We start from the raw sequence: 19,369 nt of genomic DNA on the forward strand, positions 1-19,369 counted from the left end.
ATCCCCATCACATGCCGTGAATGTCTGTTCATTGTCTCTACGCGTGCGCGACGATGATCTCAGGACGAAAAACATTCGTGCTATCGTCAACGTGATTTGAGCTGGAATTAGGTGCTGGCGCGGCAGGATTCTGCCCGCCGGCTGCCGGGGACGAGAAGACGGTATGGCGGGATTGAACAAGCTTCGGGCGGGGGCGATGCGAAAGGGGTTGGGCATACTGGGCCTAGCGCTGTTCGCTGGCCTGGTCCAAGCGCCAGGTGCGGCCGCGGAGACTGGCGACCAATGGCCGTTGACGGCAGCCACCGCACCGGTCCAGATCGACCCCGCTGGGCTGTACGGATCCTCGGGAAATCAGATTTTCAAATTCACCGGGCTGCAAAACGGGCAGGCTGGTACTGAACTGACCGCCCAAACTGCTCCTGGGGCACCGGCCTATTGGTCCTCGAATCTCGGGCTGGGGCGTGATGCGCAAGGAAGCCTCGAGTTCGTCGGCAGCCGTTACAACACGGGTTATCCTGCGCTCTACAGCCTCAAAAACGGAGCTAGCTCAATCACCGAAATCGGCTCCGCTCCGCAAACCAGCGCCGCATGGGGTGGGCTTTCAGTGGCCCCAGACGGCGGCATCTGGCAGGGTACGAATCTGCAGAGCACCGGGAACAGCCGGCTGTCGCGGTTCGATCAGCAAGCCGGGACTGGTGTGATCAGCGGCCCGCTGACGTCCACGTTGGCCGGGGACCGGATTTGGGACGGGGGAGGCGTGGTCGCCCCGGACTACGCCTTCGATGCCGCAGGCAACCTTTTCGGTCTGGTGTTCAACCGTGGCGAAGGCTGGATCTACCGCTACAATATCGACTCTTTCTCTGCTTCCGGGATGACGGTGACGCCCTGGCTGCAGATCTCCGGGCCGGCGCTGACTGCAGGTTCCTCGAACTACGGATTCGCCTGGCTGGGCGGCAATTGGTACGCGGGAAACGGCAACGGCACCTTGTACCGGATCAATGCGGAGACCGGCGCGTCGGTGGTCGCCGGGGAGGTCACCACTCCGTCGACGTTCGACTACCGGTTGACCGATCTCGCCTCGGCCGAGTTGGTGCCCGGTCCGCGCCTTGAGGTGACTAAATCCGCGGATCGCACGGTGGTGGACCCGGGCGGTGTGGTCAGGTTTACGCTGACCGGGACGAATACCGGTGCTGCGACGTTCGCGGCGGATTTCGCGGACGAGTTGTCCGAGGTGCTCGATGAGGCTGATTACAACGGTGATGCGAGCGCAGACATCGGATCAATTGGGCTTTCCGGTCAGCGGTTGTTGTGGCGTGGCGAGCTTGCGCCGGGGCAGCGGGTGACCGTGACGTTTTCGGTGACGGTCAAGGCCGTGGTGCCGGGGGACTACCGTTTGGTGAACCGGGTGAGCAGTACGGTCCCGGAGGCGGTGCTGCCGCCTCCGGTGACCGTCGACATTTCGGGCTTCGTGTTGACCAAAACCGTGGACCGGACAGTTGCAGCTCCCGGCGACCAGGTGAGCTACACCGTGGTCGGCCGGAACGTCGGGCGGACGCCACTGCGGGCGGGCTTCAGCGATGACCTGAGCCAAGTGCTCGACGACGCCGCGTTCCGCGGTGATGTCGATGCCAACACCGGGCGGGTTTGGAGCTCTGCCGATTCGATCCGTTGGAGCGGTCGGTTACTGCCCGGCCAAGCGGTCACCGTGACGTATCAGGTGGTGGTCCGGGCCGGTGGAGGCGACGGGATCCTGCGCAATTCAGTGACCAGCAGCACCTCCGGAGGGCAGGAAACCACGCCGGTGCAGACCACCGTGCGGGAAGTTCCCGGGACGCCGCAGGCTGACCGTGCCGTCCAGCCGGTCGGCCCCGGGGCGCCGGGTCCGACCACGGAGACGCTGCCGAACACCGGATCGGCCACCGCCGCGTTGATCTTCTCCGGTGCGCTGGCGGCGCTGCTCGGCTTGGTCTTGTTGGCAGCAGCTCGATTCCGTCCTGAGGAGGACCGGTCATGACGAATCCAGTTTCAGTGCGTTCTGACGAGGACCTGATTTCGGCGACCAGGGAAGGCGACGACGATGCCTACGCGGAGCTCTATCTGCGGCACCGTTCAGTGGCCAAAGGGGTCGCGATGCAGATCGGCGCGAGCCATGACGACGCCGATGATTTCGTCGCCGAAGCTTTTGCGGCAACGCTCCGCAAGCTCCGCTCCGGTGGCGGGCCCGAGGTCTTCTTCCGGGGCTACATCCTCGGTGCGGTACGGAATCTGGCGAATCGGAATTTCGGCAAGGCGGCCAAGCTCGAGCTGGTCTCGGAATACACCGGTGATGCCGAACGCTCGGTCGACGACGATCCGGCCGGCCGGTACGAATCCGAGATCGTCCGCGCGGCCTTCGAGTCGTTGCCGGAGCGCGCGAAAATGGTGCTCTGGCTGACCGAGGTCGAAGACAAGAAGCCGCACGAGATCACCGAAATGATGGGGCTGAACGCCAATGCGGTAGCGGCGTTGGCTTATCGCTCCCGGGAGACCTTGCGGCAGGCCTATCTGCAGAGTCATCTGCAGCAGACGCCGGAGCCGGGCTGCCGCAAATACGCGGAGCAACTGGGCGCCTTGATCCGGCAGAAACTGCCGGCCAACCGGTCCCGCCAGGTGCAGGACCACGTACGCGGATGCATCTACTGCACCACCGCCTTGCACGACATTTCGGATGTGAACAGCAGTCTGCGTCGCGTGGTCGGCCCGGGACTCATCGGGACGGCCACCGCCGGGCTGTTCCCGGCCGCGCTCGGTGCGGCTCCCGGTGCGCTGGCCGATCCGACCGGGCCGGCCGCTGCCGAAGCCGCGGATCCGGATGCGCCGGGCCTGGCCGAAGAAGCCTCCGGTTCCGGCCGGCGCGCTTGGTGGATTGCCGGGGCTGCTGCGCTCTTGTTGCTGTTGTCGGCCGGAATCTGGTTAGGTCTCCGGGCCGATGCCGGATTCAAAGCAGTCGGCCCGGAGCCGAGCCGCAGCCCGAGCAGTTCCAGCCCGACGGCTTCCGGGAGCGCCAGCCCGAGCACCTCGCCTTCGCCCAGCAGCTCGACTGCGCCGACTCCGACGGCGAGCCAGCCGCCGCGGACCTCTCCGGTTGCCCCGCCGCCCACCCCTCCAGTGGCTCCGCAGGCGATCAATACGCTCACGCCGTCGGGCAGTTTCAGCAGCGACGAATTCGATCCGGCCAGTTCCACGCTCAAAATCGGGCTGACACCGGCCAACGACGGACCGCTGCGCGATGTCCGGGTGAACCTGACGCTTCCGGCCGGGATGAGTTTCGACTACGTCGACGCCGGCCCCAACGGCTGGCAGTGTTCCGGGTCCGGGCAATCGGTGAATTGTTCCGGGTCGGTGGACAGCACCGGTCCGAATTACCTGCGGGTCGGCCTGCAAACTGCGGCCGCCGGAAATTACCCGGTGCAGATCTCCGCTTCCGGAGCCGGCTGGGGGCCGGTCTCGACCTCGGTATCGCTGAACCGCAATTGATCCGCCGGCGGCTATGGTGCTGGCGGCAGGGCGCGGGCAAGCCCGGAAACCCGGGCAACCAGCTCGTCGAAAAATGCTTCCGGATCGGTCTGCACGGCGACCCAGGCGTTTTTCGGCCGCTGCCAGAGGCCGTGCCAATCGGCCACGGTAGCGCCGCGGCACAGCGTCCCGCCGAGTTCGACGTCGACCGTGGCGTGCCGCAGCCGGGCCAGTTCCGGATTCAGGGCCACTGCGGCGGCGAAGGGATCATGCATGTGGCTGAGGTAGCCCTGGCCCTGCGCGGCATGGAATTCCAGGTAAAACCGGACGGCGTCGACCAGATGGCGAACCAGGGGGTTCGAGGCCTGGGAACGGGTTCCCAGCGGATCCTCGGCCCGCGGGGTCTCCACGGGGCTGCTTCCGGAGGCTTCGGCCAGTGCGGCGAGGTGCCGCGGCTCCATGATGACGGTTTCCGTGACGTCGAGCGGGCAGATGATCGGCTGCCGCGCCGCGGGCAGGCCGCTGAAGGCGTCGAAAACCAGCTTCGCCGCATCGGGGTCCACGGCGATGTTCCATTCGCTGCTGGGCGTGGTGTTGCCGGGATGGTTGAACGCGCCGCCCATCACCACCAGGCGGTGGAGCAGCCGGGGGAGTTCGGGTTCGAGTTTCACGGCCAGGGCCAGATTGGTCAGCGGACCGGTCACCAAGCCCAGCACTTCGCCGGGGCGGGCGCGGACCGTATCGATCCAGAGCCGGACCGCGTGTCGGTCCGAAATGGCGTGCCGGGGATCCGGCAACTCGGCATAGCCGATGCCCTGCGGACCATGGGTTTCCTCGGTGGTCATCAGCGGTGCCAGCAGCGGCACCTCGGCGCCCAAGGCGACCTCGATGCCGCTGCGCCCGCACAATTCCAGCCAGGCCAAATTGTTTTTCGCCACTTGTCTGGCCGGCACGTTGCCGGCGGTGCAACTGATGCCGAGCAGCTCGGCGTCAGGGCTGGCCAGCAGGTAGAGCAAGGCAAGCGAATCGTCGATTCCGGTGTCGACGTCGATCAGGACCGGGGTGCGTGCTGAGCTGGGCATGCCTCAGTTCTAACACTGATCCCGGCTGGCGCGCTCAGCCTTGTCCGGCGGCGTAGTCCGGGAGTTCTTGGAGCGCCCAGGAATTGCCGTCCGGGTCCGAGAAGTAGACGAACCGGCCCCAGTCCATGTCGACCACCTCGCTGGTTTCCACGCCGCGGCTGCGCAGTTGCGCGTAGGCTTCGTCGGCGCTGTCGATGACCATCATCACGCCCTTCTGGGTGCCGGGCGCCATTTCGACGATGCCTTCGCCGATCACGATCGAGCAAGCGGAGCCGGGCGGCGTGAGCTGGACGAAACGGATCTTCTCGTCGACCCGGTGGTCGTGGTCGGGGTTGAACCCGAGCTGGTCCACGTAGAACGCCTTGGCCCGGTCCACATCGGTGACCGGGATCGGAACGACTTCGATTTTCATGCTGAAGCTCATGGCATTTCCTTTCGTCGGGTGATGTCACCAGCTTTCGTCGGGTGATGTCACCAGCTTTCGTCGGGTGATGTCACCAGCCTAAAAAACATTTAGGCCATTTTCTGACCTGATGGAAAAACTTTTTTCACCAGCGATCCGGGGCCCCGCAGCCGCGGTTCACAGCCTGTACCAGGCATTGTGGCGCCTGGCTCGTAGCCCGCCGGATTGGCTTTGACGGTGTGGATTTCAAGAGGGCTGAGGCAAAAATACCGGACTGCAGAAGTATTCGCGACGCAATGTGCTGAGCTGGAGGTCCTGAGCCGGAGCCACTTCGTCCAATTGGCGGCGCTCGATGCGGCCGGGAAGGTTTTGGGCAACTCCGAGGTCCGGCCCATTGAGCGTTCCTGACCGCGTCATCTGGATCACGGAAATCGCAACCCGGCCAGTTGCGGCGTTACGGTAGAGACATGTCTTCTGCTACCGATGCCTACGGCGATACCGGCCTGTCCGACCAAGCACATCCGTTGACCTCCCCGTTGCCCCGGATCCGCAATGTGCCGGCCGAAATCGCGCGCTCCTGGCTCCTGGTGCCGGCCACCCAGCCGGAAACCTTCGACGCTGCCGTGGCGTCCCGGGCTGACGCCGTGGTGCTGGACATCGAAGACGCCGTCGATCCTTCGCACAAGTCCTCGGCCCGCAACGACGTGATCCAGTGGCTGCGCAACGGCGGTGAAGCCTGGGTCCGGATTAACGACGCGAGCAGCGATTTCTGGGCGGACGACGTGGCCGGGCTGCGCGGCACTCCCGGGTTGCAGGGCGTGATGCTCGCGAAGACCGAAAGCGCGGCCCAGGTCAAGGAGACCTTCCACCGGCTCGACGGCAAAACCCGGGTGCTCGCCCTGGTCGAGTCCGCGGTCGGCATCGAAGAAGCCAACAACATCGCCCGTGCCGAAGGCGCCTTCCGCTTGGCGTTCGGCTCGGGCGACTTCCGCCGGGATACCGGCATGGCCGCCGATCGCGAAGCGATGGCCTACCCCCGGGCCAAACTGGTGGTAGCCAGCCGGGTCGGCAATTTGCCGGGCCCGATCGACGGTCCGACGGTCGGCACCAACCACCCGATCCTGCGCGAACAATCCGCGATCACGGTCGCCATGGGGATGACCGGCAAACTCTGTCTGCAAGCCGATCAGAGCACGGTGATCAACGAAGTCATTTCGCCGGCCCCTTCGGACGTCGCCTGGGCCACCGACTTCATGGCCGACTTCAATGCCCGCGGCGGCGTGATCCGGGACGGCTCGGACCTGCCCCGTTTGGGCCGGGCCGAGAAGATCATGAAATTGGCCGTGGCCTTCGGCGTGCAGCCAGCCAGCTGACATGCCGGAAGCCCTCGTCCGCGGTGTCGGCTGGAGCGCTTCGGCCTCGGTGGTTCTGAGCGTCATGGCCGACGGTGTGGCTGCAGAGTTGCCGTTGCCGCCGGAGGGGGTTTTCGGATTCCGGGTCCGCGATCCGCGCAAGCATTGCTTGGGCTTCTCCCGGGTGCACGGACGCTCGGCGTCGATGCATCTCCCGTGTCCGGAGGCTTCGCTGGCCGAGCGCGGATACCAATGCGGACCGTGCTTCGGCCGGGACGAGTTCCGGTTCATGCATGATTTCCACCGTGGCGGTGTGGCTCCGGCCGGTTTGCGGGATTATTTGGCGCAGCCGCATTGGCTTTACATCGCGACGTTCGCGCACGGTGCGAGCAAGGTAGGCACCGCCTCGGACTTGCGCAAATGGATTCGGCTCGCCGAGCAAGGCGCGGTTGCCGCGCAGTACGTGGCGCACGCCGACGATGGCCGGATCGTGCGGATCCTCGAAGATTCGGTCAGCTCGGGGCTGGAATTGCCGCAGCAAATCCGTTCCGCGGCGAAGGCCGCGGCCCTGGTCGCCGCAGACGGGCCGTCGCTCGGTGCCGTCGAAGCGGCCAACGCCGAGGTCGCGCACCGAGTGCGGAACCATCTGGCCGGGGTGGGCGTCGCCGGCTTCCGCGTCGTCGACGAGCCCTGGACCTTGCCGGAGGCTGCGCGGAAGCTGCTGGCCGTGCGGCCGCGCGAGGCGTATCCGTTGCCGCTCCTGGAGGGCGCGCACGGTTTGCCGCTGAACGGGGTGCTGGGCAGTTTCGTGCTGAGCAGCCTGGAGGGGCACGATTTCATCGCGGACTTGGCGCAGCTCAAGGGGCGGATCATCGAAGCAGGCAACTTCCGCTCGGAATTGCCCAGTCTGCAAGACTCCCTGTTCTGAGCCAAGGGCGCTGAGCCGGCGGGTAAACTGTTGGCGTGCTCAACGAATTTTGGCAGAACTCTGGCCCTGCGTATCGGATCATCGTGTTCTCCGCCATGGGCTTGATCGCGATCGGGCTGATTCTGACCATCATCGGCGGTAGCACCGGCAACAACGGGTTGATGTGGGCAGGCATGCCGTTCCTGGGCCTCGGCGTGGTGCTCAACCTGATCGGCATCGTGGTCCGTGGCCAGGGCGTGCGCCGGATGCTGCGTGAGCGGCGGAACCAGAGCTAACCCCGGCGTATGCCGGCTCAGGATGCTTTGGCTTTGCGCAACGTGACGATTGCCAGGGCGGCTGCGGCCAACATCAGTATGAAGCCCACCGTGGAGGTCACCACGGCGCCGCTGTCGAAGGCGCTCATCGCGGACTCGCGCAAGGCTTCGCCGACGCCCGGGCTCTGCTGCCCGGCCACTTCGAGCGCGCCGCCCAAGGTGCCTTCGGCTTTCTGGGTCGCCGCGCCGTCGAGCCCGGTCGGCAGTTGCAATTGGGCACGGTAGACCGCAGCCAGCACCGAACCGAGGATCGCGGTACCCAGTACTGAGCCGAGCTCGTAGGCGGTTTCCGAAATCGCGGAGGCCGCGCCGGCTTTTTCCGCAGGTGCGGAAGCCAGGATCAGATCATTGGAAATGGTCTCCGCAGCGCCGACGCCCATGCCCAGCACCGCGAACGCGATGATCAGCACTGCGATCGGCGGCGGGTTGAGCAATGCCACCACGGCATAGCCGACGGCGTTGAGCAGCAATCCGCCGGTCACCAGCCATACCGGCTTGATGAAGCGCGCCAACGGGACCACCAGCAGCCCGGCGGCGACCGCGACGATCAACCCGGGCAGCAACGCCAGGCCGGCTTGGGTGGGCGCGAGGCCGGCGACCAACTGCAGGTGCTGCGAGATGAAGAACAAGAAGCCGACCAGGGAGAAGACGCTCAGCAGGTTGGCCAGCACGCCGCCGGTGAACACCGGGTTCCGGAACAGGGTCACGTCCAACATCGGCGAGCTTCGCCGCAGCTGGCGTCGGATGAACAGCCAAATGCAGAGCGCTCCGAAGATTGCAGTCACCGCGAACTTGATGCCGAATCCCTCGGTCGCGAAGGTCTTGATGCTGTAGACGAAAGGCACCATTCCGGCGAAGGAAAGCAGGATGCTCACCGGGTCGATCGGGCCCGGGCGCGGATCGCGCGACTCGGTGATGAAGATCGGGCCGAAAATCAGCAACGGGATCAACACCGGAACCGCCAGCAGGAAGACCGACCCCCACCAGAAGTGTTCCAGCAGCAGCCCGCCGACGATCGGGCCCAAGGCCGCGCCGCCGGAGAAGCAGGCCGCCCAGATCGCAATCGCGGTCCGCCGTTGCCGGGTGTCCAGGAAGATGTTGCGGATCAAGGAAAGCGTCGAAGGCATCAGCATTGCGCCGAAGAAGCCCAGCAGGGCACGGGCGGCGATGAGCCAGCCCGCGGTCGGCGCGAAAGCTGCCAGGACCGACACCAAGGTGAATCCGGCGCCGCCGATCAACAGCATCTTCCGCCGGCCGACCCGGTCGGCGAACGAACCCATCGACACCAGCAATCCGGCCAGGACCAGCGGATAGACGTCCACGATCCAGAGCAGGTCCGGGGCGCTCGGCGAGAGCGTGGTGGAAATCTCCGGGATCGCGAACGAAAGCACAGTGTTGTCCACGGCGATCAGCAACACGGGCAGCATGAGCACGGCCAGGGCCAGCCAGTCCCTTGTGCTGGCGCGGGGTGGGGCCTGCCCGATGCTGGAAGCGGGCGCGTTTGCGGACATGATCGGCTCTTTCACTGGGGTTGACGAACTTCATTACTGTACCGTCTGGACGGTATATAATCAATTCTCCGGCACGATGAAGGGATATATTGACGCCATGGTTCGAACATCTTCTGCCCGGGACCGGATTCTGTCCGCCTTCGAGGATCTATTGGTCAGCGAAGGCGAACGCGGGGCGACGCTGGAATCCGTGGCCGCCGCGGCGGGCGTCTCCAAGGGCGGCCTGCTGTACCACTTCGGCAGCAAGGAGGCGCTCGGCGAAGGACTGATCGAAAAGTTCCGGCAGCTGAGCCAGCAGGACCTGCGCGCGATCCGTGCGGCGCCCGAGGGGGCGGTCAATTACTACCTCCGCACCTCGGGCGAAAGCGATCTTGAGTTCGACCGGGTGCTGATCGCCGCCTTGCGGTTGCCGCAAACGCAGCAGGAGGCGGCCAAAGCAGCATTCGCCGAATTGCAGCGCAGCTGGTTCGAAGCGATCCAGGAAGAAGTACAGGATCTGGAAGTAGCCCAGGCGATCATGCTGATGGGCGACGGAATGTATTACAACGCCTCGTTGCACGGGAGTTACCTGGGAATCCCGGGCACCAGCTATGAACAAAACGTCGCGGCATTGCAGAATGTAGTCAATCGACTGAGGAAGTTGGCGGATTGATGTTGCTGGACAGCCGTTCGGGTCCCTGGAAATGGGCCGTCATCGTAGTGGCGCTTTTGGTGGTTCTGGGCCTGGTGGTGGCATTTTTCCTGGGCGGGGCGCTGGCCACCGGCCGGCCGGCCTCGCCCTCGGCCGCGAGCAGCGATTCAGTGGGTCCGGCGTCGCAAGCGCAACCGAATCCGAGCCTGAACCCGGATCTGGCGGCGTTGCTTCCGGCGAAGCCGCTGCCCGGCGGTTTGACCATGACAAATCCAGGAGTGCTCAGCAGTGCGGAACAAGCCAGTGCGGTCGCCCTGTACCAGGCACTCAGCGCCGATCCGGTGGCTTGCCTGCCCCTGCTGCCCACTGATCCGGGATACTTTTTGATCCCGGATGCGCCGGGCCAAGCCAGCTACCGGCTCAGCGGGCCGGGGTTGGACAACACCAATCAGCGCATCGCCTCCGGGACGCTTTCCGAGTACACCAGTGTTGCGGCTGCCACGGCCCAGTTGCAGAAAGTTGCCGGTGCAGTGCCGCAATGCGGGCAGAATGTCACGGTGGGCGGCAGTCAGAATTACCGCGCCGTGGCTTCGGTGGAACCGCTCACGGTGGATACCTCGGGCGTGGAGGCTTCCTGCTACAACATCCGCTCCACGGTCAGTTCCGGCGGTGCTTCGAACAACGTGTTGGCCTGCCACCTGCGGAGGCAGAACATCGTGATCACCGTGATGGAACTCAGCAGCGGAGTGTCTCCGAGCGCGGAAGTCCTGGCCCAATGGACGTCGATCGTGCAGGCGCAATCCGCGGCCTTGGCAAAGCTCCCGGCCTGAGCCGATAGGCTTGAGCCGAGTATTTCTACCTTCAAGGAGTGACATGCCAGTCAATCCCGACTTGCCCGGCCGGATCTATCCGGCGGCCGGGATCTACGACGTCGGCCGGGAAAAGATCCGCGAGTTCGCCCAGGCGGTGAAAGCGGAGAATCCGGCGCATTTCGATGTTGCAGCCGCCCAGGCACTCGGCTACCCGGATCTGGTGGCGCCGCCGACCTTCGCGATCATCGTGGCGCAACGGGCGGACGCCCAATTGATCAACGACCCGGATTCGGGCATCGATTTCTCCCGAGTGGTGCACGGCGAGCAACGGTTCAGTCTGCATCGTCCGATCTTGGCCGGAGATGCCCTGCAGGCCGAATTGCACGTCGATTCGGTCCGTGCCATGGGCGGCGGGATCATGATCGCCACCCGGGCCGAAATCAGCACGGTGTCCGGCGAAGCAGTAGCCACCACGGTGTCCAAAATCGTAGTCAGAGGAGACGAACAATGAGGGCACCGGTATTGGCCGAGCTGGCTGTCGGCGATGCAGTGGGCAGCCGTGAGATCAGCTTCAGCCGGGCCGATCTGATCCGCTATGCCGGGGCGTCCGGCGACTTCAACCCGATCCATTGGAATGAGCGCTTTGCCCGGGAGGTCGAATTGCCCGGGGTGATCGCACACGGCATGCTGACCATGGGCGCGGCAGTGGAATTGGTCTCCGACTGGCTGGGCGACCCGGGCGCGATCCTGGATTACCAGACGCGGTTCACCAAACCGGTGCCGGTGCCGGACCTGGCCGAAGGGGCTGTCATCGAGGTCTCCGGCGCAGTGGGCGCCGTCGACCCGGTGGCCAAGACCGCGCGCATCGACTTGACCGTGCTCTTCGGCGGGGAGAAAGTCCTGGTCAAGGCGCAGGCCCTGGTGCGGCTGGCCTGAATGCTGCTTTCGGAACTCACCACCTTGCAGGTCGGCGGCCCGGCAGCCGGATTCGTCCGGGCGGAAACCGAAGCCGAGGTGATCGATGCGGTGCGCAGCGCCGATGCCGCCGGGACGCCGTTGCTGGTGATTGGCGGCGGCTCAAATCTGCTGGTCTCGGATTCCGGGTTCCCGGGCACCGTGCTGCAGATCGCTTCGACCGGATTCGAAGCTTCGTCGCAGGACAGCTGCGGTGGGGCCGCAGTCCGGGTCCAGGCCGGGCAGAACTGGGATGACTTCGTGCACCAATCGGTGCTGCACGCCTGGAGCGGTTTGGCGGCCCTGTCCGGCATCCCCGGGCTTGCCGGAGCGACGCCGGTGCAGAACGTGGGCGCTTATGGATCCGACGTTGCGCAGACCATAGCGATGATCCGGACCTGGGACCGGGAAATCTCGGCCGTGCGCAGCTTCAGCAATTCCGAACTGCAGTTCGGCTATCGGGATTCGCTGCTCAAACGCAGTTCGGTCAACGGTTCGCCGCGCTACGTGGTGCTGAGCGTGGAGTTCCAATTGGCTCTGGGCCGGATGAGCCCCCCGGTGCAATACGCCCAATTGGCCGCTGCACTCGGCGTCCAAGTCGGCGACCGGGCACCGGCCCTGGACGTCCGCGAAGCGGTGCTGGAGCTCAGATCGGCCAAAGGCATGGTCAGCGACGCCGCAGATCGGGACAGCTATTCAACCGGTTCGTTCTTCACGAATCCGATCGTGCCGGCCGCGCTCGCCGAATCACTGCCGGCCGCGGCGCCGCGGTTCCCAGTGGCCGGCCGCGACGCGGTCAAACTCAGTGCCGCCTGGCTGATCTCGCAAGCCGGCTTCGACCGTGGCTTCGGTGCCGAGCTCACCGGAGGCCGTTCGACGCTCTCCACCAAGCATTCTCTGGCAATCACGAACCGGAGCGGCGCCAGTGCCGAAGACGTGTTGCGGATCGCACGCGTGGTGCGAGCGGGAGTGCAGCAACGGTTCGGCGTCGAATTGGAACCCGAACCCTTGCTCATCGGCTGCAGTTTGTGAGCTACAGCTATACCGCGTTCTGGACCGCCGCGGCCCGGGCCCGGGAAAGCGAACGGGCCGACGCGTTGTTCGTCGATCCGTTTGCCGGTCGACTGTCCGGGCCGCGCGGTCAGGCGGCCTTGGCGGCGAGCGAGGCGGCCTCCGGGATGCCCAACCCGTTCCTGCCGATCCGCACCCGATGGTTCGACGACCGGGTGTCTGCCTCGGATGCGAAACAGCTGGTGGTCTTGGGTGCCGGAATGGATGCCAGAGCATTCCGGTTCCGCACTCCGGAGGCGGTTTTCGAACTGGACCTGGCCGAATCCTTCGACCACAAGGAGCGGGTCCTGGCCGGCGAGCTGCCACTGGCCCGCCGGACCGTGGTGCGGACCGATGTCACCGGCGAATGGGCGGTGGACCTGCTGGCGGCCGGCTTCGACCGCCGGTTGCCCACACAGTGGGTCGCCGAAGGCTTGTTGTTCTATTTGGACGGCCCCGCGGTCGGGCGGATGCTGCGGGCTGCAGCCGGGCTTTCGGCACCCGGGTCCGAGTTCCTGGCGGATGTCTTCGGCAGCGGACTGCTCGGGACGCCGGGCATGGCGGAATTCATCGCGGCACGGGCCAAGGCTGCGCTGCCGCCACCGTTTTGCACGGACCAACCCGAAGCGCTTTTCCGCGCCGCCGGGTGGCAGGCGCACTGCACGCTGGTGGGCTCCGCCGAAGCGAATTTCGGCCGATTGCCGATGCTCCAACCGGACCTGCCAAGCACGGAAAGCTCAGTGCCGGGGATGCGGACGTATCTGGTCCGAGCCGGCATCCACGCCGGGGTTTGACCGGCGACGGACCTCAGCGGTAAACGGTTTGCTGGACCCGGCGATAGCCGAGCACCGCGATCGCGGAACACAGCAGCAGGTAGCCGGCGAGGATGAGCAACGCCGGAATCGCCACCGACCCATGCAGTGCTGCCGCGATCAGATCCGACCAGGCGCCGGTCGGACTCCACGTGTGCAGGGGCTGCCATGGTCCGAAGTCCACCGGTCCGAACAGCGCGCCCAGGAAGGACAGCGGGAAGTAGATCAAATTGGCAATCGGCAAGGCACCTCGGGAAGGCAGCCAGTAGCCCAGGGCCAAGCCCAGACAGCCGTGCACCAGAGCTCCGGTCACCAGCGCCGCGGATGCCAGCCCCAGCGCGGTCGGCGGAATCCCTTGGAACCCGCCGAAAAGCATTCCGATGACCGCAAACGGCGAGGCGAAAAGCACTGCGAAAACCACTCCGGCGAGCAGCTGGGCGAAGATTCGTTGCCTGGGGCTGGCCGGCAGCGAAAGCAAATAGAGATTCCAAGGGTCGTTACGGGTGGCGGCAATGCCCACGCCGAATTGAAACATCGCTGCACCGAGCATCGCGAAGGCGGCGTAGTTGAACAGCGTCTGCCCTGGTGGCCCTCCGGAACGCAGCCCGACGGTCAGATAGAGCAACACCGGAAAGGTGGCCATGGGGATCAGGAAAGACGGCAATCTGAGCAGCTCGAGCAGTTGCAATCTGACGTAGGCAAGCAGATACCTCATCGCTGCGGCTCCAGCAGCAATTCGCCGACGGCCTCTTCCAAGGACGACGGGTTGATCTGCAGCCGGGGACGGTCCAAGGCCTGGAGCAGGATCCTGGCGGCTTGGTCCGGGTACCGCGTGGTCAACCGGAAGCGGCCGTCGTCGAGGCGTTGCAGCGCGCCCAGCGGAGTCACCCCGGCCGGTGCCTCCGGAGCGTTGAAAACCACGTGGCTCAAGGCCAGGGTACCGCGGACCGAATCGGTGCTGCCCGAGGCCAGCCGGACGCCGTCCTTGACCAGTGTGACGGTGTCCGCAGTGGATTCGACTTCGGCATAATCGTGCGAGGCCATGATGATGCAGCGGCCGGCCGAGCGCTGTGCCAGGATCAAGTGCCGCACCGCGGCCCTGCCCTCGATATCGAGTCCGGCGAGCGGTTCGTCGAGAATCAACACGGGTGCATTGGCGATCACCGCGCAGGCGATGCCGAGCCGGCGTCGTTGACCGCCGGAAAGGCCGCCGCAGTGCTTTTCCAGGAAAGCCTGCAGACCCAATTCGGTGACGATCCGGCCGAGCGGAACCGGATCCGGATAATGCATCGCCACGAAACCGAGTACCTCGCGCGCGGTGAGCGTGGCCGGAAACGACAAGGATTGCGGAACGCTGCCGAGCCAACGGGTTTGTGGTCCGCCGCGCACCACGGTCTTGCCGAGCACCTGGACGGTGCCCCGGCTGGCGGCGCGGACTCCGGTCAAAATGCCCAGCGCAGTGGATTTGCCGGCGCCGTTGGGCCCGAGCAGGCAATGCACGCCCGGCCCCAGGGCGAGCGAAAATTCGGTCAGCGCAGGAACTCCGCGGTACTTCTTGCTGACGGATTCCCAGCTGGCCATCGGTTCTCGGCTCATGCGGCATCGCGGCGCCGCGCGGTGCCGAAGGCGACGCTGTAGACCACGGATTGTTCGACGCCGTCCAAGCAGAGCAAATCGTCGACCTCTTGATCGATGAAGCCGCCGACCGGGCAGCTGGCGATCCCGGATTCCTGTGCGGACATGATCATGGCTTGAGCCAGGTGCCCGGCCTCGAGCAAGGTGAACCGGTAGGACCGTTGGCCGTATTTGATTCGTTGCCGGGCGAACGAGGCGATGAAGAAGACGTGGAATGCGGAACTCTCGGCGAGGTCCTGGAACAGCAAGGTCTCGCTGAGGAAAGTCCGGGGATCCTTGCCGATCCGCAGCCGGTTCAGCTCGGCCGCGAACGGATCCAGGGAGTAGATTCCGGAGGCGAGCCCCCGGACCCCGCAGACGCAGAGGTAGACATCGAGCGGGTAGAGCGCCCCGGCCGAAGGCGCACCTCGACGGCCGGCAGGGGAGGTGCACGCGGTATCCAACAGGATCCGGCTCAATTGGCCGAAATCCACCTGCGATGGCCCGAAACCGGTGACCGATTGCCGATCGCGTAGCACCGTGCCGACCGGCGTCGGCTCGGTGGCCGGGGCCAAGGGATGACGTTCGGCGGAACCCACGATCGAGCTCGGCACCCCGAAGCCGGCCAAGGCTTCGGGGTCGTTGGCGAGCTCGAAGGCGTAGGGTCCGGAAAACGATTCGCTGACCCAGGGGCTGAGTTTGGCGGCGGCGTGGTAATTCTCGGCCGGATCATCTGCGGGAATCCAGGGCAGTGACTTCAGCAGGCTATCTTCCATACGGGGCTCCTCGGTCAAGGGAAAGGATGCGGGGTCGGGTTGCGGATCTCGCCGTGCTGACGCAGATGCGGGAACTCGACGTCGAGCGTCGCCGCTTGCGGGCTCAAGGCCCGGACGACGTGCCAGCCGCTTCTGGCGACGTCCGGCGAACGCAGATCGGCCAACCAGACGTCCCAGCCCTGGTCGCGGGTCCGGGCGATCACATCGCCCAGCGGCTGGTTGCCGTTGGCGGTGAAATCCGCTTCCGCGGATTCCGGCCCGCGGTCCAGAAAAGCGTTGTGCTTCCGGTTCTCCGGCGCGGCATGGAAGGCGATGTGGTCTTCGAGCTCGGCCACGGCGTCGATTTCGGGTGTTCCGCCGAGCATCCGCAGGCTCCAGTTGTACGTGTGCACCGACTCCAGGAAAGCGGCGGTCATCGCCGAGCGCACCTCCGATTTGGCGGCGCAGCCGACGGCGAGCCCCACCTTCGCCGAGCGCGCGCAGGCCAGGATCACCGGTACACCGCCGGCGCCTTCGAAGCGGACCAAGGTGACCGTGATGCCGAGCAGTTCGAGTTGCCGGCAGATCCGGCGCAGCGGCCCGGTGAAATGCATCGGCACCCGCTCCGGGATGCGGAAGCACTGACCGGTTTCGGCTCGGTACCAGGCACGCATGAAGGCATCGCGTTCGATCAATTCGAAGACCGCGCCGCGAGCGGCCATGCCGAAATTTCGCCCCGCGGCAAGCCCGTTGGAGGTGATTGCGCACCACTGCCGGGAGCCGGTGGGATGCAGAAAAGCGAGATCGGCCGGCACCGCCCCGAGCCGGCCGTCCGAAGCGCGCATTGCCCGGTGGAACCGGATGTCCCCGGCCGCGTCGGGATGCGTGAACGGAAAGCCCGGGCTGGCGTACTGCGCGTCGGTGAACTGTTGGAACTCGCGGACCGGGATCTGCTCCGCAGCCGGATACGCTTCGAACCGGCGCGGAATGACATTCGCGGAATACCGTTCCACGAACTCGCCGCAGGCGGAGCCGAAGAGCTGCCCGGCAGTCAGGCCGAAACCCATGCTGGACCTGCGCGAGATGGCAGTCCCGGTGCAGGCGGGGAGATTGGGTGCCTGCACTGCGAACGCCGGTACCTGGACCGAACCCGGGGCCAATCTGACCTCGCGCAGGGCGGGGATGAGCCCGACGTCGGCCCCGACGAGCCCTTCACTCAGGACGGGGAAGGGAGCCAGGGATAGTTGGTCGAGAATATCCCGCTCTTTGAACAGGTAGGGCATCGGGGAACACTCCAAACTCGGGAGCAGTAGGCGGTCAGGGAATCCGGAGTGAACACGAGGCAGGCTCCGATCGACTCGCCGCGCTGCTGGTAAAACGCGGAGTCGGCGAGGCGCCGGGCCAGATTGAGCCCGAGCAGGAGATCGGCCCGGTCGAATTCCCGGATCGCATCCGCCGAGTTCAGCAAGAGGTATTCGTCAGGCCATTCGGTCAAAGCCGCGCGGCGGACGAGCAGGCATTCGAAACATGCCGTGATGCCGGGCACCACGGCCGGGCCGATGACGATCTTTTCGCCGTCGGAAGGGAGCAGCGGAACGTGGCAGAGCCCGGAATCCCAGTACCGCTTGGCGGCTTGCAGCATTTCCGAAACCGATTCGCGGACGAGTACGGCCGGCAGCGTCGGCGAATTGCTGGTCCGGGCGAATCCGGAGCAGGTCTGCTGGTCCAACAGCTGCTCCGGCGCGTCCAGGCTGAGTTCCCGTGCGGCGCGCCCGGGGCCGAAGTCCAATTGCCGGATCTGTCCGATCAATCGCGAGGACGCAGTGACCACGCCAGTGTTGGCGAGCGACCGCAAGAGGCGTTCCGGGTCCTGCAGATCCGGAACGCCTCCCGCAACCTGCGCCACGGTTCGGGGCTCCGCAAGGAATTCGAACAACCGCCTGGCCAGTTCCTGGTTGTCCCGGAAACGCACCAGTGAACTGCCCAGCACCAAGGCGAAACAGTCGGTGAAATCGGCCTTCCTGGTTCCTGCGGCCGTGACGTAGGTGACCGGCATGGTGCTCAGGGCTGGCTGGGCTTGGTGGTGCTGGAGCAGGAACACGAAGTGGAGCTGCACAGCGAGACGCCGTCCTGCATGGTCGCGGTGCGCGCCGTGGAACCGGTGAACTCGAACTCGAGCTCCTTGAGCAGTTCCGGCATCACGGTTCCCGGTCGGGTCTCCGCGGGGTCGAAGGTGATCGCCGGAAGCACTGGAGGCAGATCGATGGCGGGTTGCGGGGTAGCGATCCGATTCATGGTTCTCCTATCTCGGGATTTGCCGGCGAGCGGTGAAGCGTCCGGCATGCCTCCGGGGTCGGAGGCATGGCAGCGACTTTATTTCAGCGACTGACGAATCGTCAACCGGTGTTTGACGAGCTTGTGGATATCCCATCCGACGCTCCGGCCTGCCGCAGCGCATTGATGATTTGATGGGGGAATGAAGCTCACGGCGAAGGCGATGACCCGGCTGCGGCTGCATTCGCAACTGCTGCTGGCCGAGAAGGCCGCGGATCCGGTGGCGGCAGCCGGCTGGATGACGGCGCTGCAGGGGCAGGACCTTCCCGGGGTGCTCTATTCGCTCGGCCTGCGAACGTCGCGGCCATCCCGGATGGCGGTACGGCAGGCATTCGATTCGGGAGACCTGGTGCGGACCTGGTTGATGCGCGGCACGCTGCATGTCTGCCGCGCGTCGGACCTGGTCTGGATCCTTTCGCTGACGGCCGGGCGAATGGCGGCAGCGCTGGCCCCCCGGCTCGATGCGGCGGGCATCGCCGAACCGGACTTGGCCGCTGCCCTGGACGTCGCCCTGGACCGGCTGGGCTCCGGCGCAGCGGGTCGCGAGGAGCTGTTCGACGCTTTCGAGGCGGCTGGCCAATCGACCGGAGGCCAGCGCGGCGGATATCTGCTCAATGCGCTCAGTATCCGGGGCCAGTTGGTCCAGGGTCCGTTCCGCGGCGAGCGGCAGCTGTTCGCCGCGGCGGCCGATTGGCTGCCGGCGCCGCGCGAACTCGAACGTGATGCGGCTCTGGCGGAGCTGGCCTCCCGGTACTTCCGTTCGCATGCTCCGGCGACGCTGCGTGATTTCAGCTGGTGGTGCCAACTGACCTTGACCGACTGCCGGCGCGCGGTGGCCGCGCTCGGGGATGCGCTGTCGACCGTGGAGTTCGCCGGCCGGGAGTACCTGGTCCCGACGACGGCGGTGAACTCGGCGGAGCCACCCGGCAACTTGGCCGCGGCGCACCTGTTGCCCGGGTTCGACGAGTACCTGCTGGGTTACGCGGATCGTGGCCTGGCGCTCACTGCGGAAAATGCCGGGCGCATCGTCCCGGGGAACAACGGGGTGTTCCTGCCCACGATGCTCCGTTCCGGGCGGGTCGTCGGCACCTGGCGGAAATCCGGGACCGGCCCGGGCGTCGACGAGGTCGAGTTTTCTCCTTTCGGCGAGCTGTCGGCGAACGGATTGCGGTCGGTGCGGACCGCAGCGCGGAAGCGGCGGGATTACCTGGGCCGGTGACCCCTACCCCGGTAGGGGGTGCGGTCGGCTCTCCAGGGTGATGTGCCGATCGGAATGGGCCTCGTAGCTTGGGAGCCTGGAAGCCGTAGCCCATCGAAAGGCC

The 19,369-nt window shown here is 65.9% G+C and carries 21 protein-coding genes; 12 read left to right on the plus strand and 9 right to left on the minus strand.

Annotation, left to right across the window (positions count from 1 at the left end):
- Positions 1-163: 163 nt before the first annotated feature.
- A complete protein-coding gene (locus JOE69_RS13035) occupies positions 164-2,014 on the plus strand; it encodes a DUF7927 domain-containing protein (protein ID WP_309799372.1) in 1,851 nt (616 codons plus the stop codon).
- Positions 2,011-3,516 carry an RNA polymerase sigma factor gene (locus tag JOE69_RS13040; RefSeq protein WP_309799374.1) on the plus strand — a complete coding sequence of 502 codons (1,506 nt, stop codon included), beginning with the start codon at positions 2,011-2,013 and terminating at the stop codon, positions 3,514-3,516. Before JOE69_RS13035 ends, JOE69_RS13040 begins: the two co-directional genes overlap by 4 nt.
- Positions 3,517-3,527: 11 nt before the next feature.
- On the opposite strand, the gene JOE69_RS13045 is transcribed toward JOE69_RS13040, so the two are convergent.
- Positions 3,528-4,577: a nucleoside hydrolase gene (locus tag JOE69_RS13045; protein WP_309799376.1), complete on the minus strand. Its 1,050-nt coding sequence runs from the start codon at positions 4,575-4,577 to the stop codon at positions 3,528-3,530.
- A 34-nt stretch (positions 4,578-4,611) separates the two neighbouring features.
- A complete protein-coding gene (locus JOE69_RS13050) occupies positions 4,612-5,001 on the minus strand; it encodes a glyoxalase superfamily protein (protein ID WP_309799378.1) in 390 nt (129 codons plus the stop codon).
- Positions 5,002-5,447: 446 nt separating this feature from the next.
- Here JOE69_RS13050 and JOE69_RS13055 point away from each other — a divergent pair, with 446 nt between their 5' ends.
- Genes JOE69_RS13055 through JOE69_RS13065 form a run of 3 tightly spaced genes read left to right on the plus strand, consistent with a single transcriptional unit; the run spans position 5,448 to position 7,535 of the window.
- The gene (locus tag JOE69_RS13055) at positions 5,448-6,353 is read left to right on the plus strand and encodes an HpcH/HpaI aldolase/citrate lyase family protein (protein WP_296364282.1); all 906 of its coding nucleotides are present in this window, start codon (positions 5,448-5,450) and stop codon (positions 6,351-6,353) included.
- Between the two features lies 1 nt (position 6,354).
- Complete coding sequence (locus tag JOE69_RS13060) at positions 6,355-7,260, plus strand: DUF2797 domain-containing protein (RefSeq protein WP_309799381.1); 906 nt, start codon at positions 6,355-6,357, stop codon at positions 7,258-7,260.
- A gap of 35 nt (positions 7,261-7,295) precedes the next feature.
- Positions 7,296-7,535 carry a DUF3188 domain-containing protein gene (locus JOE69_RS13065; protein ID WP_309799383.1) on the plus strand — a complete coding sequence of 80 codons (240 nt, stop codon included), beginning with the start codon at positions 7,296-7,298 and terminating at the stop codon, positions 7,533-7,535.
- 17 nt (positions 7,536-7,552) lie between these two features.
- Here JOE69_RS13065 and JOE69_RS13070 read toward each other — a convergent pair whose 3' ends face one another.
- On the minus strand, positions 7,553-9,085 hold the full coding sequence (locus JOE69_RS13070; protein WP_309799385.1) for an MFS transporter: 1,533 nt from the start codon (positions 9,083-9,085) through the stop codon (positions 7,553-7,555).
- A gap of 97 nt (positions 9,086-9,182) precedes the next feature.
- Here JOE69_RS13070 and JOE69_RS13075 point away from each other — a divergent pair, with 97 nt between their 5' ends.
- Genes JOE69_RS13075 through JOE69_RS13100 form a run of 6 tightly spaced genes read left to right on the plus strand, consistent with a single transcriptional unit; the run spans position 9,183 to position 13,326 of the window.
- The gene (locus tag JOE69_RS13075; RefSeq protein WP_309799387.1) at positions 9,183-9,737 is read left to right on the plus strand and encodes a TetR/AcrR family transcriptional regulator; all 555 of its coding nucleotides are present in this window, start codon (positions 9,183-9,185) and stop codon (positions 9,735-9,737) included.
- Positions 9,737-10,546: a hypothetical protein gene (locus tag JOE69_RS13080; RefSeq protein WP_309799389.1), complete on the plus strand. Its 810-nt coding sequence runs from the start codon at positions 9,737-9,739 to the stop codon at positions 10,544-10,546. Before JOE69_RS13075 ends, JOE69_RS13080 begins: the two co-directional genes overlap by 1 nt.
- Positions 10,547-10,589: 43 nt before the next feature.
- The gene (locus JOE69_RS13085) at positions 10,590-11,039 is read left to right on the plus strand and encodes an FAS1-like dehydratase domain-containing protein (protein ID WP_309799392.1); all 450 of its coding nucleotides are present in this window, start codon (positions 10,590-10,592) and stop codon (positions 11,037-11,039) included.
- Positions 11,036-11,464, plus strand: coding sequence for a MaoC family dehydratase (locus tag JOE69_RS13090; RefSeq protein ID WP_296364275.1), 429 nt, complete (start codon positions 11,036-11,038; stop codon positions 11,462-11,464). Before JOE69_RS13085 ends, JOE69_RS13090 begins: the two co-directional genes overlap by 4 nt.
- Positions 11,465-12,514 (plus strand): UDP-N-acetylmuramate dehydrogenase, encoded by a 1,050-nt coding sequence (locus tag JOE69_RS13095; RefSeq protein ID WP_309799396.1) that lies wholly within the window; start codon positions 11,465-11,467, stop codon positions 12,512-12,514.
- A complete protein-coding gene (locus tag JOE69_RS13100) occupies positions 12,511-13,326 on the plus strand; it encodes an SAM-dependent methyltransferase (protein ID WP_309799398.1) in 816 nt (271 codons plus the stop codon). The genes JOE69_RS13095 and JOE69_RS13100 overlap by 4 nt, the downstream gene beginning before the upstream one ends.
- Before the next feature lie 13 nt (positions 13,327-13,339).
- On the opposite strand, the gene JOE69_RS13105 is transcribed toward JOE69_RS13100, so the two are convergent.
- The 6 genes from JOE69_RS13105 to JOE69_RS13130 are packed head-to-tail and all read right to left on the minus strand — an operon-like array spanning position 13,340 to position 18,008.
- The gene (locus JOE69_RS13105; RefSeq protein WP_309799400.1) at positions 13,340-14,059 is read right to left on the minus strand and encodes an ABC transporter permease; all 720 of its coding nucleotides are present in this window, start codon (positions 14,057-14,059) and stop codon (positions 13,340-13,342) included.
- On the minus strand, positions 14,056-14,940 hold the full coding sequence (locus JOE69_RS13110; protein ID WP_309799402.1) for an ABC transporter ATP-binding protein: 885 nt from the start codon (positions 14,938-14,940) through the stop codon (positions 14,056-14,058). The genes JOE69_RS13105 and JOE69_RS13110 overlap by 4 nt, the downstream gene beginning before the upstream one ends.
- The gene (locus JOE69_RS13115; RefSeq protein ID WP_309799404.1) at positions 14,937-15,734 is read right to left on the minus strand and encodes a SagB/ThcOx family dehydrogenase; all 798 of its coding nucleotides are present in this window, start codon (positions 15,732-15,734) and stop codon (positions 14,937-14,939) included. Before JOE69_RS13115 ends, JOE69_RS13110 begins: the two co-directional genes overlap by 4 nt.
- 14 nt (positions 15,735-15,748) lie before the next feature.
- Complete coding sequence (locus JOE69_RS13120; RefSeq protein ID WP_309799407.1) at positions 15,749-16,996, minus strand: YcaO-like family protein; 1,248 nt, start codon at positions 16,994-16,996, stop codon at positions 15,749-15,751.
- Complete coding sequence (locus JOE69_RS13125; protein ID WP_309799409.1) at positions 16,930-17,829, minus strand: hypothetical protein; 900 nt, start codon at positions 17,827-17,829, stop codon at positions 16,930-16,932. The genes JOE69_RS13120 and JOE69_RS13125 overlap by 67 nt, the downstream gene beginning before the upstream one ends.
- A complete protein-coding gene (locus tag JOE69_RS13130) occupies positions 17,775-18,008 on the minus strand; it encodes a hypothetical protein (protein ID WP_309799411.1) in 234 nt (77 codons plus the stop codon). The genes JOE69_RS13125 and JOE69_RS13130 overlap by 55 nt, the downstream gene beginning before the upstream one ends.
- A gap of 181 nt (positions 18,009-18,189) precedes the next feature.
- Here JOE69_RS13130 and JOE69_RS13135 point away from each other — a divergent pair, with 181 nt between their 5' ends.
- On the plus strand, positions 18,190-19,266 hold the full coding sequence (locus JOE69_RS13135; RefSeq protein WP_309799413.1) for a winged helix DNA-binding domain-containing protein: 1,077 nt from the start codon (positions 18,190-18,192) through the stop codon (positions 19,264-19,266).
- The last annotated feature ends 103 nt before the right edge of the window (positions 19,267-19,369 follow it).

Origin of the sequence: Arthrobacter russicus, from assembly GCF_031454135.1 — a bacterium.
Taxonomy (GTDB): Bacteria; Actinomycetota; Actinomycetes; order Actinomycetales; family Micrococcaceae; genus Renibacterium; species Renibacterium russicum.

Excerpts from the sequence above, each read along its gene's own strand:
- JOE69_RS13035 (WP_309799372.1), top strand. The coding sequence starts at position 164 with ATGGCGGGATTGAACAAGCTTCGGGCGGGGGCGATGCGAAAGGGGTTG.
- JOE69_RS13040 (WP_309799374.1), top strand. The coding sequence starts at position 2,011 with ATGACGAATCCAGTTTCAGTGCGTTCTGACGAGGACCTGATTTCGGCG.
- JOE69_RS13045 (WP_309799376.1), bottom strand. The coding sequence starts at position 4,577 with ATGCCCAGCTCAGCACGCACCCCGGTCCTGATCGACGTCGACACCGGA.
- JOE69_RS13050 (WP_309799378.1), bottom strand. The coding sequence starts at position 5,001 with ATGAGCTTCAGCATGAAAATCGAAGTCGTTCCGATCCCGGTCACCGAT.
- JOE69_RS13055 (WP_296364282.1), top strand. The coding sequence starts at position 5,448 with ATGTCTTCTGCTACCGATGCCTACGGCGATACCGGCCTGTCCGACCAA.
- JOE69_RS13060 (WP_309799381.1), top strand. The coding sequence starts at position 6,355 with ATGCCGGAAGCCCTCGTCCGCGGTGTCGGCTGGAGCGCTTCGGCCTCG.
- JOE69_RS13070 (WP_309799385.1), bottom strand. The coding sequence starts at position 9,085 with ATGTCCGCAAACGCGCCCGCTTCCAGCATCGGGCAGGCCCCACCCCGC.
- JOE69_RS13075 (WP_309799387.1), top strand. The coding sequence starts at position 9,183 with ATGGTTCGAACATCTTCTGCCCGGGACCGGATTCTGTCCGCCTTCGAG.
- JOE69_RS13080 (WP_309799389.1), top strand. The coding sequence starts at position 9,737 with ATGTTGCTGGACAGCCGTTCGGGTCCCTGGAAATGGGCCGTCATCGTA.
- JOE69_RS13085 (WP_309799392.1), top strand. The coding sequence starts at position 10,590 with ATGCCAGTCAATCCCGACTTGCCCGGCCGGATCTATCCGGCGGCCGGG.
- JOE69_RS13090 (WP_296364275.1), top strand. The coding sequence starts at position 11,036 with ATGAGGGCACCGGTATTGGCCGAGCTGGCTGTCGGCGATGCAGTGGGC.
- JOE69_RS13095 (WP_309799396.1), top strand. The coding sequence starts at position 11,465 with ATGCTGCTTTCGGAACTCACCACCTTGCAGGTCGGCGGCCCGGCAGCC.
- JOE69_RS13105 (WP_309799400.1), bottom strand. The coding sequence starts at position 14,059 with ATGAGGTATCTGCTTGCCTACGTCAGATTGCAACTGCTCGAGCTGCTC.
- JOE69_RS13110 (WP_309799402.1), bottom strand. The coding sequence starts at position 14,940 with ATGAGCCGAGAACCGATGGCCAGCTGGGAATCCGTCAGCAAGAAGTAC.
- JOE69_RS13115 (WP_309799404.1), bottom strand. The coding sequence starts at position 15,734 with ATGGAAGATAGCCTGCTGAAGTCACTGCCCTGGATTCCCGCAGATGAT.
- JOE69_RS13120 (WP_309799407.1), bottom strand. The coding sequence starts at position 16,996 with ATGCCCTACCTGTTCAAAGAGCGGGATATTCTCGACCAACTATCCCTG.
- JOE69_RS13130 (WP_309799411.1), bottom strand. The coding sequence starts at position 18,008 with ATGAATCGGATCGCTACCCCGCAACCCGCCATCGATCTGCCTCCAGTG.
- JOE69_RS13135 (WP_309799413.1), top strand. The coding sequence starts at position 18,190 with ATGAAGCTCACGGCGAAGGCGATGACCCGGCTGCGGCTGCATTCGCAA.